At 70.8% G+C, this 14,948-nt stretch carries 9 protein-coding genes, 1 pseudogene and 2 CRISPR repeat arrays; of the genes and pseudogenes, 1 reads left to right on the plus strand and 9 read right to left on the minus strand.

Annotated features, from left to right (window positions below):
- Positions 1 to 145: 145 nt before the first annotated feature.
- From GHR20_RS36285 to GHR20_RS36315, 7 genes are read right to left on the minus strand one after another with little or no spacing between them, the layout of a single operon-like run.
- Complete coding sequence (locus GHR20_RS36285; protein ID WP_243878254.1) at positions 146 to 1,051, minus strand: bifunctional lytic transglycosylase/C40 family peptidase; 906 nt, start codon at positions 1,049 to 1,051, stop codon at positions 146 to 148.
- Positions 972 to 4,016 (minus strand): hypothetical protein, encoded by a 3,045-nt coding sequence (locus tag GHR20_RS36290; RefSeq protein ID WP_243878255.1) that lies wholly within the window; start codon positions 4,014 to 4,016, stop codon positions 972 to 974. Before GHR20_RS36290 ends, GHR20_RS36285 begins: the two co-directional genes overlap by 80 nt.
- The gene (locus GHR20_RS36295; protein ID WP_153815699.1) at positions 4,016 to 4,363 is read right to left on the minus strand and encodes a hypothetical protein; all 348 of its coding nucleotides are present in this window, start codon (positions 4,361 to 4,363) and stop codon (positions 4,016 to 4,018) included. Before GHR20_RS36295 ends, GHR20_RS36290 begins: the two co-directional genes overlap by 1 nt.
- Positions 4,360 to 7,050: an ATP-binding protein gene (locus GHR20_RS36300; RefSeq protein WP_153815700.1), complete on the minus strand. Its 2,691-nt coding sequence runs from the start codon at positions 7,048 to 7,050 to the stop codon at positions 4,360 to 4,362. Before GHR20_RS36300 ends, GHR20_RS36295 begins: the two co-directional genes overlap by 4 nt.
- Positions 7,047 to 7,607 (minus strand): hypothetical protein, encoded by a 561-nt coding sequence (locus GHR20_RS36305; protein ID WP_153815701.1) that lies wholly within the window; start codon positions 7,605 to 7,607, stop codon positions 7,047 to 7,049. Before GHR20_RS36305 ends, GHR20_RS36300 begins: the two co-directional genes overlap by 4 nt.
- Positions 7,604 to 7,945: a hypothetical protein gene (locus tag GHR20_RS36310; protein ID WP_153815702.1), complete on the minus strand. Its 342-nt coding sequence runs from the start codon at positions 7,943 to 7,945 to the stop codon at positions 7,604 to 7,606. The genes GHR20_RS36305 and GHR20_RS36310 overlap by 4 nt, the downstream gene beginning before the upstream one ends.
- On the minus strand, positions 7,942 to 8,874 hold the full coding sequence (locus GHR20_RS36315; protein WP_153815703.1) for a conjugal transfer protein: 933 nt from the start codon (positions 8,872 to 8,874) through the stop codon (positions 7,942 to 7,944). The genes GHR20_RS36310 and GHR20_RS36315 overlap by 4 nt, the downstream gene beginning before the upstream one ends.
- A gap of 1,097 nt (positions 8,875 to 9,971) precedes the next feature.
- Between GHR20_RS36315 and GHR20_RS36320 the strand changes: the two genes are divergently transcribed.
- Complete coding sequence (locus GHR20_RS36320; protein WP_243878256.1) at positions 9,972 to 11,186, plus strand: helix-turn-helix domain-containing protein; 1,215 nt, start codon at positions 9,972 to 9,974, stop codon at positions 11,184 to 11,186.
- Positions 11,187 to 11,760: 574 nt separating this feature from the next.
- Positions 11,761 to 12,460: a CRISPR direct-repeat array (repeat unit 28 nt; unit sequence CTGCTCCCCGCACCCGCGGGGATGGTCC).
- A 329-nt stretch (positions 12,461 to 12,789) separates the two neighbouring features.
- Here GHR20_RS36320 and GHR20_RS36325 read toward each other — a convergent pair.
- Positions 12,790 to 12,933: pseudogene (locus GHR20_RS36325) on the minus strand (IS5/IS1182 family transposase); the annotation flags it as partial.
- An 88-nt stretch (positions 12,934 to 13,021) separates the two neighbouring features.
- Positions 13,022 to 13,552 (minus strand): hypothetical protein, encoded by a 531-nt coding sequence (locus tag GHR20_RS36330; protein ID WP_153815704.1) that lies wholly within the window; start codon positions 13,550 to 13,552, stop codon positions 13,022 to 13,024.
- 249 nt (positions 13,553 to 13,801) lie between these two features.
- A CRISPR array of direct repeats spans positions 13,802 to 14,804; the repeat unit is 29 nt; unit sequence CTGCTCCCCGCGCCCGCGGGGATGGTCCC.
- The last annotated feature ends 144 nt before the right edge of the window (positions 14,805 to 14,948 follow it).

Genomic DNA, 14,948 nt, shown 5'->3' on the forward strand with positions numbered 1-14,948 from the left:
CTGGTTGTAGTCGGGCGCGGGTCCCGAAACGACGCTGCGGGGGCCGGTGGCTGCCGGGCCTGTGGCATGCCGAGCAGGGCGCCCCCGGTGACGGCGAGCAGGACAGTGCTCACCAGCAGCAGCCGCGGTGAGCGCGGGGTGGTGGTCACAGCAGCCGTGCTCCTCCCGCGAATCCGGACATGGTGTTGACCGAGTCGAGGCGGACGACGGTGCCCGGGCGGGCGGCGTTGATCATCTGTCCGCCGCCGACATAGATCCCGACGTGGTGGATCGTTGAGTCGCGCCCCGGGACGTAGGCAAAGAAGACGAGGTCGCCCGGTCTGAGCGCGCTGGTGCCGAGGCCGGCGGGCAGGCGCCGGCCCGCACCGGCCTGTGCGTCCGCGGTGCGCGGCAGCCGCACACCGATCCTGGCGTACGCGTAGCTGGTCAGCCCCGAGCAGTCGAAGCCCTTGATGCCCGCACCGCTCTTGCCGCTGCGTGAACAGCAGAACCCGTACGAGGGGCCGCCGGCGTTGCCGCCGCCCCAGGAGTAGGGCACCCCCCGCTGGGAGAGGGCAGACTCGATCACGATCCGGACCTTGCCCGGCAGGTGCTTCAGATCCGGGCCCGTGGCGGGTGCCGTGTACTGGGCGATCCAGCCCAGCACGTTGGCCACGTACTCGTCTGAGTGGTTGTACTGGAAGATCGCAGCCCTGAGCTGCGTGCTCTTGGCCAAGTCGCGGCCCCGGCCGCACAGGTAGAGGGTCGCCCCCAGCGCGGCGTCGTCCGCGTTGTGCGGGTCGGCGATCTTGTCTGCGTTGCCGTCCCTGCCGACGTGCTCCCAGACCGAGGGCAGGAACTGGAAAGGCCCCACGGCCCGCTCCCCGGTAGCGGTGCCGTCCCATTTGCCGCGGTCGCTGTCCGGGACCGCGGTGATGTTGCCGCCCTGGCCGGAGCCGTTGAGGAGGACCCCGTACAGCTTGGGACGGATGTCACCGTTGCCGGCGATGGTGCGGCCGATGGCATGGTTGGACTCGACCTTGGCGATCGCGGCGAGGATGGGCCAGCGCATGCCCTGACACCGGGGCACGTACAGGCCGACGTTCTGGACTGCCTTCTTGTAGGCGGCCAGCATCCGGGGAGGAATGTCCGCGGCGCTGCCGCCCTCGGTGATGCCCCCGCCGCCTTGCGCACCCGTCCTCAGCGCGATGTACGAGCTGATCGCGTTCCCTACCGGCGCGGCACAGCACACGGCGGCGAACATCAGCACCCCCACCACGCACCCCCACCGCCTGACGCGGCGTCCAGGAATCCTCACTCGTCCTCCCCGTCCCCGTCCGGCCGCTCAGCGCCTTCCCGGCTCCGGCGCTCCGCGTCGGCCGCCGTACGCCGCAGCAAGTCCCGCATCCGGGCCCGCGCCTCCTCCCGCGCCCGGCTGCGTGCCCGCCCGCCCCGGGGAGAACGGGCCCGTCCCGGTCAGGTCGGCCCCCGGGCGCAGGTCCGTCCCGGTGCGAGGCAGACGGCCGAGGAGTAGTTGTCGCACCACCGCCCGCGGGACGTGCGGGGCCAGGTGCCGGACGACCGTCGGGCGCGGCCCCCGAAGTGGCCCCCAGGCGGCGGCCGGTGAACGGAGCGACTCCGCTGCTGTCGGAGTTCTCCCGCAGGACCCGGGCGACGTGACGTCCCGTGTCCGACCATGCCCGGCCGTCTTCGCGGACGGTGTTGGCCCACACACGCACCTGCTGGCGGGCGTCCCGGGAGAAGCTCGATCGCGAGCCGTCCGACCGTGCCCGGCGGATGTTCGCCGGCAGTCCGGCCGTCGCCCCGTACGCGATCCGGCCGCCCCGGTGCCAGATGCGGTAGCCGCGGAAGCGGACCAGCCGGTTGTGCGCCCGGGTCGAGAGCAGCGCGCGGTCGCTGTCGTGGTCGTGCAGCACCTCGCCGGTGTCGCGGTCGATGATCTGCCCCTGCGCATTGCGGTACCGGTCGGCCGGCCCTGAAGGCCGCTGCGGTCCTGTGCCGCCCGAACCAGCGCCCGCCAGATCGCCCGTGGCCGGGTCCTCGCCGATGGTGAGCTTGCGCCACTTGGCCAACTGCTCGCCGTCGGGCCGCCGTCCGATCAGCAGCCAGTACGCGGCCTTCCCTCCGAGCCGTGCCCCCAGCCCCCCTACCGCCGTGCCCGCGGTCAGCGGGGCAAGCCCGCGGCCCGCTTCGGCGGAGGCCTCGGCGAGGATCTGGCCGGGGTCCACCGGCATGCCCGCGCCGTCGAGGAGCGAGGACAGCGCGCCCATCAGCCGCTGCCGGGTGCCGAGCACCCCGAACCGTCCTCCGCCCCCGCCGGTGAGTGTGCGTAGTCCCGCACCGTATCCGGTAAGCCCGGAGGGAGAGTTCAGGGCGAGCGCGGCGCCGAGCTCGGTGTCGCCGGGCAGGTGGGTGCCACCGACCTTGGCGTAGCGCATGCGCATGGTCATCCGCCGCCCGAAGGACGTGATGGACGCCAGGAGCCTGCGGTGCCCGGCCGCGCCCGCGATGGCGAGGACGTCGATGAGCAGGATCCGCTCGACCATCAGGTCCGGTCCGTTGGTGACGGTGGCGTCGACCGCGATCCCGAAGAACGGGATGAACGCGCAGATCCCGACCACGGCCAGGACCGCGACGCCCCACAGGGACAGCCACTTCCACACGCTCTGCCGTGCGGGGCCGGGCAGCATGCCGGCGACGAAGGTGACCCCGCCCGCGGCCGCGGCTCCCGCGCAGACAGCCTGTGTCCCGAGCAGCACGACAGCGCTGGAGAGCAGCATGCCGCAGATGAACAGCGCGGCGACGAGCAGCAGGGCGGCGCCGCACACCCGCCACCAGGTCGGCTTCCCGGCGTACTCGGCGCAGGCCTTTCCGACCGGGCCGGCTTTCTTCATGTCGTCGAGGAACGCGGCGAACTGCTGGTCCTCGTCGGTGACGATCACGTTCGGCGAGCCCAGCAGGTCCCCGTCCGCGGTCAGGGACGGCAGCGTGGTCTTGCGGGGGATGCCCTGGCTGGCGAGGCAGTACTGCTTGGCCTCTCCCTTGACCAGGCTGCAGGTGTAGTCGGCCTTCTGCCGCTTCTCACAGGTGTCGCGCATCGGTGACGCGAGCGAACCGCAGTCGCCGCTTGCCGTGTCGCTGCCGGCGCGGTACCCGCCGGTGATCCATTTGAGGTGTACGGCGTAGGCCTTGCGGTCCGAAGGCTTGGACGGATCGAGGATGCGCCCGTACTCCAGCAGCATGTATGGCTTGACGACCAGCGCATTGGTGATCGAGTCCTGCAGAGGGCGGGCCACGTCTTCGGCGGTGACCGGCGCCTCGTCCTCCCGTTGAAGGCATTTCAGTTCGGGATTCCCGGCCAAGCCGGCGCAGGGGTCCTTGCCGGCGATCTTGCCGCCCCAGTCATACGAGTTGACGCTCTGCTGGGCGACGCTGGCGGCCACTTCCTGGCTCTGGACGATCGGCCCGTCCTTCGCCAGCAGGAAGTCGGGACGGACGAACGCGGAGGCGGCGAACGCCCCGATCAGCAGCGTCAGGAAGATCTCGCCCAGCCCGCGGCCGATGCGACCCCGCACGATCATGAACCCGGCGAACACGAAAGCCCACGCCAGCAGCAGGCCTTTCAGACCCAGCGTGTCGACGACCACGTGGTTGTAGGCGTCGGCGACATGCTGGGCCGGACGGGTCAGGATCTTCAGCAACGGGAACCGGAACGCCATCTCGACGGACCACCCGGCCAGCCCGACCAGCAGCCGGATCAGCGTGAACAACCCCGACAGAGCGAACGCCAAGGCCTGCGACTTGAAAGCGACGATGGAGCCGCCCTCCGCGTCCAACTCGTAGGAATTGATCGGCACCCCCTCGGAGGAGGTGATGTTCAGCGGCGCGAGCAGATCCCCTGTCTCTCCGCTACCGCTCGCGGCGTACACCACCTGGGTGTTGACCAGCAAGAACACCCCGGTGAGCAGCACCACGAATCCGGCTGCGCGCAGGGTGCCGCGGTCTGGACGCACCATCAGCCCCGCCTCCGCCCGGACGCGCGCCGCCCGCGCCGCACCGCGAGCGCGGCCGCGCCGGCCCCGGCGGGCACCAGCCGCCAGGCCGTCCCCGAAGGATGGTGTCCCAGGGCTAAAGCAGCAGAGCCGCGCTCGCAGTACGCCTTGGCCCGGCTCACGATGGGCGCGCACCGGTTGCGGTGACCGTGGGCCTTGGCGGGGATCGTCTGCCCGGTGTGGGGCCACCAGGATTCGGGCACGCCGACCGACAGGGCCACAGCCAGCACGCCGGCGACCAAGGCGATCACGGCCAGGACGCTGGAAGCTGCGGCGATACGGCGGGAGCGATCCCAGGAGGTGGAAATCATCGGCTGTATTCCTCCGGACGGACGGGAACGACCTCACCGGCTGACGGGGCACATGTGGTCTGGGAGCCGGCGCCCGTACGTCCTCCCGGTGTGGTGGTGATGGACGAGGCGATGCGCGGGATCCGGGGGATGACGACCTTGACGCGGCCGGTGTTCTGCCGCGGGCAGGCCAGCAGGAACTCGCCCTCCCGGCCTTTCTGGCCGACCGGGGACAGACCAGTGGTCACCAGCCGCAGCAGTTCCTCGTCGTCCCCGTCGAGGCCGACGAACTCCAGACCGCGGCGGGCCCGCTCACGATCAGCGGTGCGGGCGAGCGCGCGGTAGGCCATCAGCCCGCGGTCCGGGCCGAGTTCTCGTGCGTCGTGGGAGGCGCCCAGCAGGCCGGCACCGTGCTTGCGGCCGTCGTGGAGGATTTCGTGGACGAGGGCAGTGCCTTCGGCGGACGAGGTGAGCCAGTACAGCTCGTCCGCCACGACCGCGGCGAACCGCTCGGGATCCTCGAACGCGGCCTGCCGGGCGATCGCGGCGATCAGGTAGAGCGCCGCGCGACCGATCAGCGCCTCCAACGGCTGCTGATGCAGGATCTCGGGCTTGTCGAACGCGGCCTTCGGCGGCAGCTTCAGCCCTGCCGTGGTGATCACGATCATGTCGCAGGCGCTGGAGGCGTCCAGCCTGACCGGCGGCAGCGCCGGATCGAAAATCATCCGGGCCAGCGAGTTGGTGGCGACGACGCGGATGAGGCCGGCGAGGGCGGCGGCCGCGTCCTGCCGCTTGCTCGCCTCGCTCTTGGACATCTCCTCAAGGACCTCAAGGACCCGGTGCATGGACGGGGCGTCGCTGAGAGCGGCCTGTTCGACGGCATGGTGGAGGACCTCACCGCTGGTGCTCATCGGGCCGATGCCGAGCTGCAGGGTGAGGTAGGACAGGGCGTAGTGACGGCCTTCGGGGCCGTGGAACATGCGCAACGGGTCGATGGACACCTCGGCCTGGGCGGCATCGATGATCTGAACGCGGCCCTTGGCCGCCGTGCGGGCAAAGGCAGCCCACTCCCGCACCGGAGTGCGGTCGATGCAGATCGCGCAGCCGCCGCGCGCCCATACCGCCTCGGCGATCAGTTTCTGCAGGACACTCTTGCCCGCGCCGAGATCCCCGACGATCCCCATCGAGGCGGAGGCATCGACCTTGGGAGCGTCCGCGACGTTGATCATGACGGGGCGGCTGGTGCCGCAGTCCAGGTCGATTCCGAGGAACATGCCGTTGGGGTCACCGACCTCCGTAGAGGTGAAGGCGCCGCCCAGCGCCCAGTCCTCGGAGATCTGGTGCTGGGTGAACTCCCGAACGACACCCGGCCGTACGGTGCCGGGCAGCCCCAGGGTGAACAGGGCCTCTTGCAGGCCGGCCGGACGCACAGCCCGGTAGTCGGCTCCGCCGAGCAGCGCGGTCAGGGCGCGGGCCCGGGCGTCGCAGACGGCGGCGGTCGGCCCCCACACGCTCAGCACGGTGACGGACTGCACCTCGACCTCGACGCTGGTGCGCAGCCGGCTGTCCATCTCGCCCAGATCGCGGGCCGCTTCGGGCACGGAAGAGGGCATGCCGGTCGGGCGGGCGTCGTACTGGTCGGCCTGGTCGATGAGTTCGTTCTTCTTTCGCCGCACCTGGTCGCGGGCTTTCTCCGCGGGTACGAGGGTGAGGTCGACGGTGTAGTCGACGGGGAAGCCGAGGGTCTCCAGCTGGGCGAACAGATCGGCGGCGTCCTGGCTGACCGCGGGCGGGCACTCGGCCAGCGCCAAGTGCGCCTGGTAGCCCACCCCGGTGGCGGACTCGACCAGCAGCCAGCGCCGCCCGAGCGGCGAGCCGCTGTTCAGCCGCCACCAGGCATTGCGGCCCGACCGACTGATCCGGTCCGCGCCCTTGAGCTCGTCGGGCTCGTCGAGGTCGGGGGCGATGCCGCCTTCTTGAAGGCGGACCTGACCGAGGTCGGCGTAGCTGGGGGAGCGCAGCACACCGTCCCGGATCTGTCCGCTGTACAGCTCGCTGGTCTCGGCCTCCGCCAGCAGGGGCTCGGCCATGCCGCGGTGCAGGGCGTGCTGGATCATCCACACGATCTCCGCCGGGCGGGCGGGGCGGAAGGCGATGCCGCCGGCGAGCGCGGCCTCCACTCGGGAGGCCTGCTCGCGGTAGGCATTCACCTCGCGCCGGGCCACCGGTGTGGGCCGCATGCCCAGCATCGGCGCGACCTCGGCCCACGCCGCACCGACAGACGCCGACATCTGAAGGCCCGCGGTCTCGGTTTTAAGGGGCACGGCCAGCCACAGGGTGCGGCGGTGCATCTCCTGGTCATCCAGCAGATCCAGAGTGGCCTCGATGTTCTCCACCCACGGATGCCGGCCCGCACCGGGTGCCTGATCGGCCGGCTCGATGCCTTCGATCATGCGCAAGGCGATCTCGCCCGGGTCGACCTGGGCGCACATGCCGTACAGACGCGGGGCCCCGGACAGCGAGCGCACCAAGCGGGTGATCTTCGCCAGCTCTTCGTCGCGTACCGCGGCAGGCACGTAGGTGCCCTGCACCGTCTCCTCGCGGTGCCCTCGCGCGTCCGGGCCGGGGTGAAGGCGGTAGACGGCCCACACACTGCCCTGCGTCGACCACACCAGATGCCCGGCGACGTGACGGACCGGAATCCTCACCGCCCACCCCCCTGCCGGGCGAGCGCGAGCAACTGCTGGACACCAGACGCCGGTCCCGCCGCCACCCCGACAGCCGTGGACGGCGTACAGGGGGGCGCCGACGAGTCGTCTCGGGTTGGGCCCGGGCGCCGCTGAACCGCAGGCGACAGCGCGCTCTGTTCGGCAAGACCGGGCGCGGGCGCGTCTTCGATTGAGAAGGCGCCGAACAGCGGGCGGGGAGCGCGATCGCGGGCGGCCCGCCCGCCGATCCGGCCGCCGCAGGGCTGGCAGAGAAGCAGCACCCAGCCCACAGCGGCCTGCACCGGCGAGCGGCCGGCGATCTTCGGCCGGCGCACCGTCCAGATGACCAGGACCCACCCGATGACGGGAACCGGCCCCATCCACGACCACCAGCCGATGGTCTTGACCAGAAGGAAGCCGCCGCCGACGGCGACCGCGATCTGCGCGGGCGTGTACGGGCCGAAGGGAATCTTCCAGTCGGCGACCTTGCCCAGCACCCAGGGGTGACGGCGGGCAGCGGTGTAGTAGCGGCCCACACGGAGGCCGGCCGCGGTCACAGCATGCCTCCGAGACCCGGTGACTGGCCGGCAAGGACAGGTAGTTGGGACCGGACGATGCCAGGAACAGGGGGTGCGCCCTTGGAGGGGTGTTTCACCTCGTCGGTGAACATGGCCGCCAGATCGTTGCGCGAGTTGTACAGACCGAGCGCGATCACCATCAGCAGCAGGGCACCGATCCCCGCTTTGAGGCTGAACCTCTGGACCATGATGACGACGACGAGGCAGACCAGACCGCCCTTGAGGCCCTTGGTCCCCCAGTTCGTGAACATGGTGATCCACGAGTTGCCGAGGTCGCCCAGCTCCCCGGCGAGCATCAGACCGTGCACGGTGTTCATCGGGCACCTCCGGCATGCGCGGTCCCGGACTCCAGGGCGGCGACTTCCCACCGGCCCGAGCGGGCCCTGAGCGTGAGTTCATACGCCAGCGGCCAGCGGCCGGTGGCGTCCCGGGCCTCCACCTTGGCCAGGACGCGGACCGTCGTGCCGTCCGCCGGCACCTCCTCCACAGCCGCGTCCTCCTCGACGGCCAGCACCTGCTGGACGGTGACCGTCGTACCCGCAGCGGGGGCGACGGCCATGAGCTGCACACCGGGTGCGAGATAGCGGTCGACCTCTGCGGCACCCGTCAGATAGGCGGCGAGGAACTGCCCGACCGCGGACGACAGCTCCCCCTCCGGGACAGTCACGACGTACGACGACTTCGCCACCTTGGCCCGGGCCGGGCCGGCCACCACGCCGGGGTTGCCGGTCACCGCGAAAGAGGCGCCCCAACGATCAGCGGCCACCGGCACGACGTAGTAGCGCACCGACCCGTCGGCATACTGCGCCGCCACCGTCACCGACCAAGTACCGCCCGCGCGCCGCACGCTGCGCACCGCCGTCACTGACTGGACCACCGGCTGCGCATCGGGGGCCGGGTCGGGCAGGTCGACCTCCGGCGCCATCGACTGCGCAAGCCGCGCCTGCGCACTCGTCGCATCGTCGGCGCTGCTGCGCAACCAGGCCCCCAGGAACACCTGCGCATAGCCGCCCGGGTCGGTGACGACCGCCGCGGTGCGCGTGACGGCGGGCTTGGCCGCGGGGACCTGCGCAACCGCGCCAGGGGTGGAGGCGACAGCGACGGCGAGGGCCACGGGGCCGGCTGCGATGACGGTCCAGACCGCCACACGAGAGAGGCGTACGCGGCGGCGCATCGCCTCCAGGCGGGCGCCTGCCGCCATCGGAGCAGAGACCTCGCTCCGCGCGGCCTGCTTGCCAGAGGGCATGGTCGAACTCCTCGGTCAGAACGAATGGCTGCTGACCTTGAGAAAACCCGCCTGCGCCGACCCGACCACCGACCACGAACCCCCGACCATGATCACGATGGAGACACGAAACCCTTGGTAGGGGTCATGGTCGGCCCAACCATGACCCCTACCAAGGGGCCAGCCGGATCGTCAGAGCGCCGCACATCTCCGGCACGGGGAGCGCTGCACGATCAAGGAGCCGCTCAGCCGCTCAGCCGCACAGCCCAGAGACCGAAGCGCAGACGGGAACCGACCCAGCCGGGGCAGACACCTGCCCAGCGAGTCAGAGGCACCAGGGCAGAGGAGAACAGGACCCTGGGCGGACGTCGCAGAGAAAGGCAGTGCGAGGAACCTGGTCAGCCACGCTCGGTCGCTTCAGCATCTGGTCGCCTGGCCTCCGACCGCGTTCGGTCGCGCCTCTTCTCTTCGGTGATCTCCAGCCGGCGAGCCCCGGCCCTGCAGCCCCGATCTTCGCCTGCACGACCACGCGTGCCACCGTCGCTGCGGCACCCGGCCCAGTCACCGCCTCGCCGGTGATGCCTGCGGCGCCGCCGCACTGGACAGGGAAGCCAGTATCGCCTGCCCTCCATGTGCCTCCGTGAAAGCAGTGACGAGGGGGACGAGCCCACGTCCGCCGATACACAGGCTCCTCAATTACCCGACGGCAGAGTCGGCGATCTCCTCGCCACAGGCACTTGCGCTCCGTTGACATGGCCTTAACAGCGCGGTTCCGATCCCGGTGCGAGCAGGGACCGCCTCACCGCGATCGCCTTGCTCGAGTTGATGCAGAGAGGATCGCGCAACTGGTCGCCCAACGGGGTACGCAGCCTGTCGACCGGCTCCACGGAGGCCGATTGGCCCGACCACGCACCCGACCACGCCAGCAGGCCGGCCTCGTCGCCGCATCGTGACCCGTGGTCGGTGCTGCTGGCCGTCAGCACGGTCGGGGCCCAGGGGTGGGCTGACGCCATGGAACACGCACGCATCCGCGCTCCCCAGACCATCGATCGCCCCGCCCCGGTGGATCCGGTGTGCTGCCCTGGCCATGACGCGTGGCCCGTTCCGGGGGCCGGGCGGTGAACCACTTCGGGCCGGGTGTCCGCCGGGGCGTGATGGCCGGCGGACAGTTCACCCAGATCGCCAACGGGCTGTTCCGGGACCCCCGGCTCTCCTACAAGGCGAAAGGGATCTTCGGACACGTCAGCACGCACCGCAACGGGTGGAAGATCACCCTCGCCCACCTCGTCGCTGCCGGGCCCGACGGGCGGGACGCGGTCCGCACCGGCCTGAACGAACTGGAACGCTACGGCTACCTCGTCCGCGAACGCCTGCGCCGCCCGGACGGGACGCTCGGCGAGGTCGTCTACTCGATCACCGACCACCCCGCCACCGGCGACGTCACACCGCCGCAAACCCCCTCCCGCCTCACGATCACAAGCGAACCCCACGGCCTCAAAGCCGGCATCCGCCGCAAACCGATGGCCGGCGGCCACTTCACCCAGATCGCCAACAGCCTCTTCCGCGACAGACGGCTCTCCTTCAAAGCAAAAGGGATCTTCGGGTATCTCAGCACGCACCAAGACGGCTGGCACGTCACCGCCGCCGAACTGGTCCGCCGCGGACGGGAAGGCGCCGACGCACTCACCACCGGCCTCCACCAGCTCGAGCGGCACGGCTTCCTCCACCGCACCCGCGAACGCAACGCCGACGGCACGCTCGGCCGGGCGCTGTACCTCATCACCGACCAACCCGACCCGCAAAACCCCAGCACACAACCAGAGTCGGCATCTCCAGGACTGGCTGAACCCACGCTGGCTAACCCCGGCACTAAGAACACCACGAGAAAGAAGACCAACCAGCAGAACACCAGAGCCCTCCGTCCCCGCCGCCCCCACACCAGGCGCCCACCCGGACGGACAAACCAGCCAGGCACACCGACGTTCCCGCGGCCCGTGCCCGCAGCGGACGAGATGCATCCGGGGATCCTGCTGCTGCTCGAACTCGGTGCGGCTCGCCCCGAACTGCTGCTGACCGGCCAGACGCTGACCGACCAAGGCCGCGCCGTGACCGTCATGCTGGAAGCCGGCTGGAGCCGCGAGCAGCTACAACACGTCATCGCTGCCCGGCCGCTGCCACACCCGGTCCGCACCACGGTCGGCGCGATCATCGCCGCCCGCCTCCGCGCCGCCCAGGCATACCCACCACCCGCCGGGGCCGCCGACCGCGACAGCCGCCCCCGAGAGCCACCCTGCCACCGCAGCCAACCACCTCCGCAGCCGCGCGCACGGTGAGCGAGGCCCTGGCCTACCGGGCCCTCGTCGAATGCACCGGCTGCGGCGTCCCCCGAACCGCCCCCGGCGAAGACCTCTGCCCAGCCTGCCTCCACTGGCCGCTCTGCCGCACATGCCCCGGCCCAACCCCCCGGCGCGCCCGCCCCGACAGCGACGGCCGCTGCACCACGTGCGCCTCCGTACCGGTCGGCGAACTGGAAGGAATCAGCCCGTGACAGCCACGTCCACACCCCTTCCCGGCCGAGCGGCACAAGCGGTCCTGTCCATGAACGCGCAGTCGGACAGGGCTTGAGGCCGCGGCCTCCATCACAGCAGCCCAGCGTCCAGTCGGCGCCCTGCCGGAGAAGCCGCATGGCTACAGGAGAACCCTGAGACCATTGGACCCAAAGCCGTCTCCGCTCGTGCATGGATGAACACCCAGGCAGCCGGACGATGCAGCGGATGTCAGGCCTTCGAATTACGATGCTTGCTTGCTGCCACGACATGAAGAGGTAGGCGATATGCGGCTTTTGTCGGAAACTGCAAAAGTCCACGAAAAAGCGTCTGTGGAGCGATAAAGCCCCAGGTCAGGAAGCTGCTCCCCGCACCCGCGGGGATGGTCCTTCCTGGACCGGTACTGGAGCTACCGGCCCGGCCTGCTCCCCGCACCCGCGGGGATGGTCCCAGGCCCGCCACCCGGTCCATCTGATCCCGGAACTGCTCCCCGCACCCGCGGGGATGGTCCCGGTGCCCGGGTGCGCTGCGACGGACGCCTGTACTGCTCCCCGCACCCGCGGGGATGGTCCCCCTCGACGCCGAGACGCTCAGCCGGCGAATCACTGCTCCCCGCACCCGCGGGGATGGTCCCCTGATGCAGCGCTCCCTGCGCTGGGTCGAGGACTGCTCCCCGCACCCGCGGGGATGGTCCCGCGGTCGGGCGCCGCTTCCAGCTGGCCCGCGACTGCTCCCCGCACCCGCGGGGGTGGTCCCAGCTGGTGGTCGCTGACGTCGAACGGCCCGAACTGCTCCCCGCACCCGCGGGGATGGTCCCCAGAGCGCCCGCGCGCTCCAGAACGACGGGTCCGGCTTCCCGCGCCCGCGGGGATGGCCCCCGGCACGGGCCGATGAACTCCACGATGGCCAGCTGCTCCCCGCGCCTGCGGGGATGGCCCCACGGGCGACAGCACGGTCGACCACAGCCACGACTGCTCCCCGCGCCCGCGGGGATGGTCCCGCGGCCCGTATCTGGGCGAGGATGCCGGACACCTGTTCCCCGCGTCCGCGGGGGTGGTCCCACGACTGGAAGCAGGCTGTCGGGGCGTCTGGCGGGTGTTCATCGGTAATGCCTCCGGCGTGAGTTCGGCATGGTGGGCGGGACAGTGACAGGACTCATGTGCTTGCGTCTCGTCCTGGCGGCACGGCTCTTTCACCCGGTAGGGCCGGGAGCCGGGACCCGGACAGCAGCGGCCGGGAAGAAAGATCCCGGGCACGACGAGGCCCGGACGCCGGGTCCGGGCCTTGCGCTGTCGAAAGGGGCTTCGGGGGTCGACTGCCTGTAAGAACCTGCTCCTGAGGCCGACATGACAGCGCCCCTATCGGGTCAGTCTTTATGGCCTGGGCTCACGCACCGCGACCAGTCCAGCTCGCCTCGCGTTCCGAGTTCGTCGATGATCATGCGGTGGAGCCGGGCCCAGACCCGGTTCCGGCTCCACTGAGCGAACCGGCGGTAGACCGTCTGCCAGCTCGGGCCGAACACCGGCGGCAGCCTCCGCAGGGTAGCCCTCAGGGGCCGGACTTGTTGCGGCCATTTCCGGTCCGGCCCGGCCCCGAGCTGAGATCATCTTGGTATTCGGAATTCAGTTGGGTGTTCTGAAGCTCATGCCGTAGGTATCGCTCGTCTTGATCACTTGTGTCGGAGCCGCAGGCGCTGGCCATACCTGGATGAGGTGTTCTTCTACGGGGTCGTCCTCGACAATGAGTTCTTCCTGTCCGGCATCACGGCCCCGAGCGTGCACGCGTACCCGGAACGGGCCGGGGCCTGCGGCGGTGAAGGCCGGCAGGAGCGGTGCCTCGTCTTCTATGTCAGTGGTGACGCAGGGGCGTGCGCCGGGGAGCAGCAGGCTCACTTCGACGATCTCGTCCCAGGCACCGTCATCGGTGGCCTCTGGTTCGTGTTCGGTCACTTCAACGGTGACGGTGACCGGGCCGGTTTCAGTTCCGGTCATGACGACGGCGAAGTCACCCGGGTCGTGAAGAATCCCAGGAGCCGCCATGGGCGCCACGAGACCATTGAACCCGGTGTAGTTCCATTCGCCGACGTCGAAGACGTCGCCGTTAATCCAGTACTGATTGTTACTTGCCCAGATGCGGGCGGTCGCCGAGATCACAGCCACCTCCTCCTAGGCGGCAACCCAGAAAGGGTCACCGTCAAGTACACGGTCCGACTTCCAAAAAGCGCCTACGCGCCCGCCCTGCGAGTTCTGCTCGCTTGTCGGCACCCAGGCCCATCCCCAGTCGGGCTGCTTACTCAGAGAGGCCCCCTGGTTGGTCTTCGCGAACGGGTATTCGTCGCAGGACTTGCCAGCTGGACGCTTCCGCGACGGGGGGCAGGCTACCTTGCGGTTGTTGCTCTCCACCTGCTCCCCGCGCCCGCGGGGATGGTCCCTCAACGGACTCGACATGCCGGCCAAGGCCGAACTGCTCCCCGCGCCCGCGGGGATGGTCCCGTGATCGTGTCGATCGCGTTGAACGGCCCATCCTGCTCCCCGCGCCCGCGGGGATGGTCCCTCCTTCAGGCCGGGCTTGATGCAGGCGGCCACCTGCTCCCCGCGCCCGCGGGGATGGTCCCGACGGCGAACCGCTCCGGGAAGGGCCGGACGGCTGCTCCCCGCGCCCGCGGGGATGGTCCCGCCGGACTCCAGACCTACTACGCCACCCGTGCCTGCTCCCCGCGCCCGCGGGGATGGTCCCCCACGCCCACAGCCGCCGCCAGAGCAGGCCGCTGCTCCCCGCGCCCGCGGGGATGGTCCCGCCTGGGAGGACTCGCAGGAACCGGTGGACTCCTGCTCCCCGCGCCCGCGGGGATGGTCCCAAAGCGGGTGTCGACGGGTCGAAAACGGTCAACTGCTCCCCGCGCCCGCGGGGATGGTCCCGAAACCCTGGCCGCGTCGGGGAATCGTGGGAACTGCTCCCCGCGCCCGCGGGGATGGTCCCAATCCAGTTACCGTCCGCGTTACGACTCACCTCTGCTCCCCGCGCCCGCGGGGATGGTCCCGTGACGGCGTGTGGGCGTGGGAGGGGAACAAGCTGCTCCCCGCGCCCGCGGGGATGGTCCCAGGGCGTACTGGCCGGGAACCGGGTCGGTGATCTGCTCCCCGCGCCCGCGGGGATGGTCCCCGTGGCGATGCCTGCCGCTCTGCGGAGCGTCGCTGCTCCCCGCGCCCGCGGGGATGGTCCCACGAACGGCAGCGCGGAGGGAGATGGCGTCTACTGCTCCCCGCGCCCGCGGGGATGGTCCCGGCGGACGCAAGGGCGGAGGCAACGCCCAGACCTGCTCCCCGCGCCTGGGGATGGCGCCCCGCCGCCCGGCGGGTAGTTCACGTCCCAGGGCCTGCTCTCCGCGCCCGCGGGGAGGGCCTTACGGGCATGTCGGTGACGACGCCGGTGCCGGGGCCTGTTTCTCGTGCCGGCGGGGGTGGCCCCGACGTGGTCGGTGGGCTGGGCATGAAGTCCTTCTGCTGCCCGTGCGTGCGGGGATGGCTTCGCGGCGATACCGCGGTATGC

This window comes from Streptomyces sp. SUK 48 (genome assembly GCF_009650765.1).
GTDB lineage: Bacteria > Actinomycetota > Actinomycetes > Streptomycetales > Streptomycetaceae > Streptomyces.

Coding starts and splice junctions, on each gene's coding strand:
- GHR20_RS36290 (WP_243878255.1), bottom strand. CDS start 4,016: ATGGTGCGTCCAGACCGCGGCACCCTGCGCGCAGCCGGATTCGTGGTG.
- GHR20_RS36315 (WP_153815703.1), bottom strand. CDS start 8,874: ATGCCCTCTGGCAAGCAGGCCGCGCGGAGCGAGGTCTCTGCTCCGATG.
- GHR20_RS36295 (WP_153815699.1), bottom strand. CDS start 4,363: ATGATTTCCACCTCCTGGGATCGCTCCCGCCGTATCGCCGCAGCTTCC.
- GHR20_RS36285 (WP_243878254.1), bottom strand. CDS start 1,051: ATGCGCTGGCCCATCCTCGCCGCGATCGCCAAGGTCGAGTCCAACCAT.
- GHR20_RS36310 (WP_153815702.1), bottom strand. CDS start 7,945: ATGAACACCGTGCACGGTCTGATGCTCGCCGGGGAGCTGGGCGACCTC.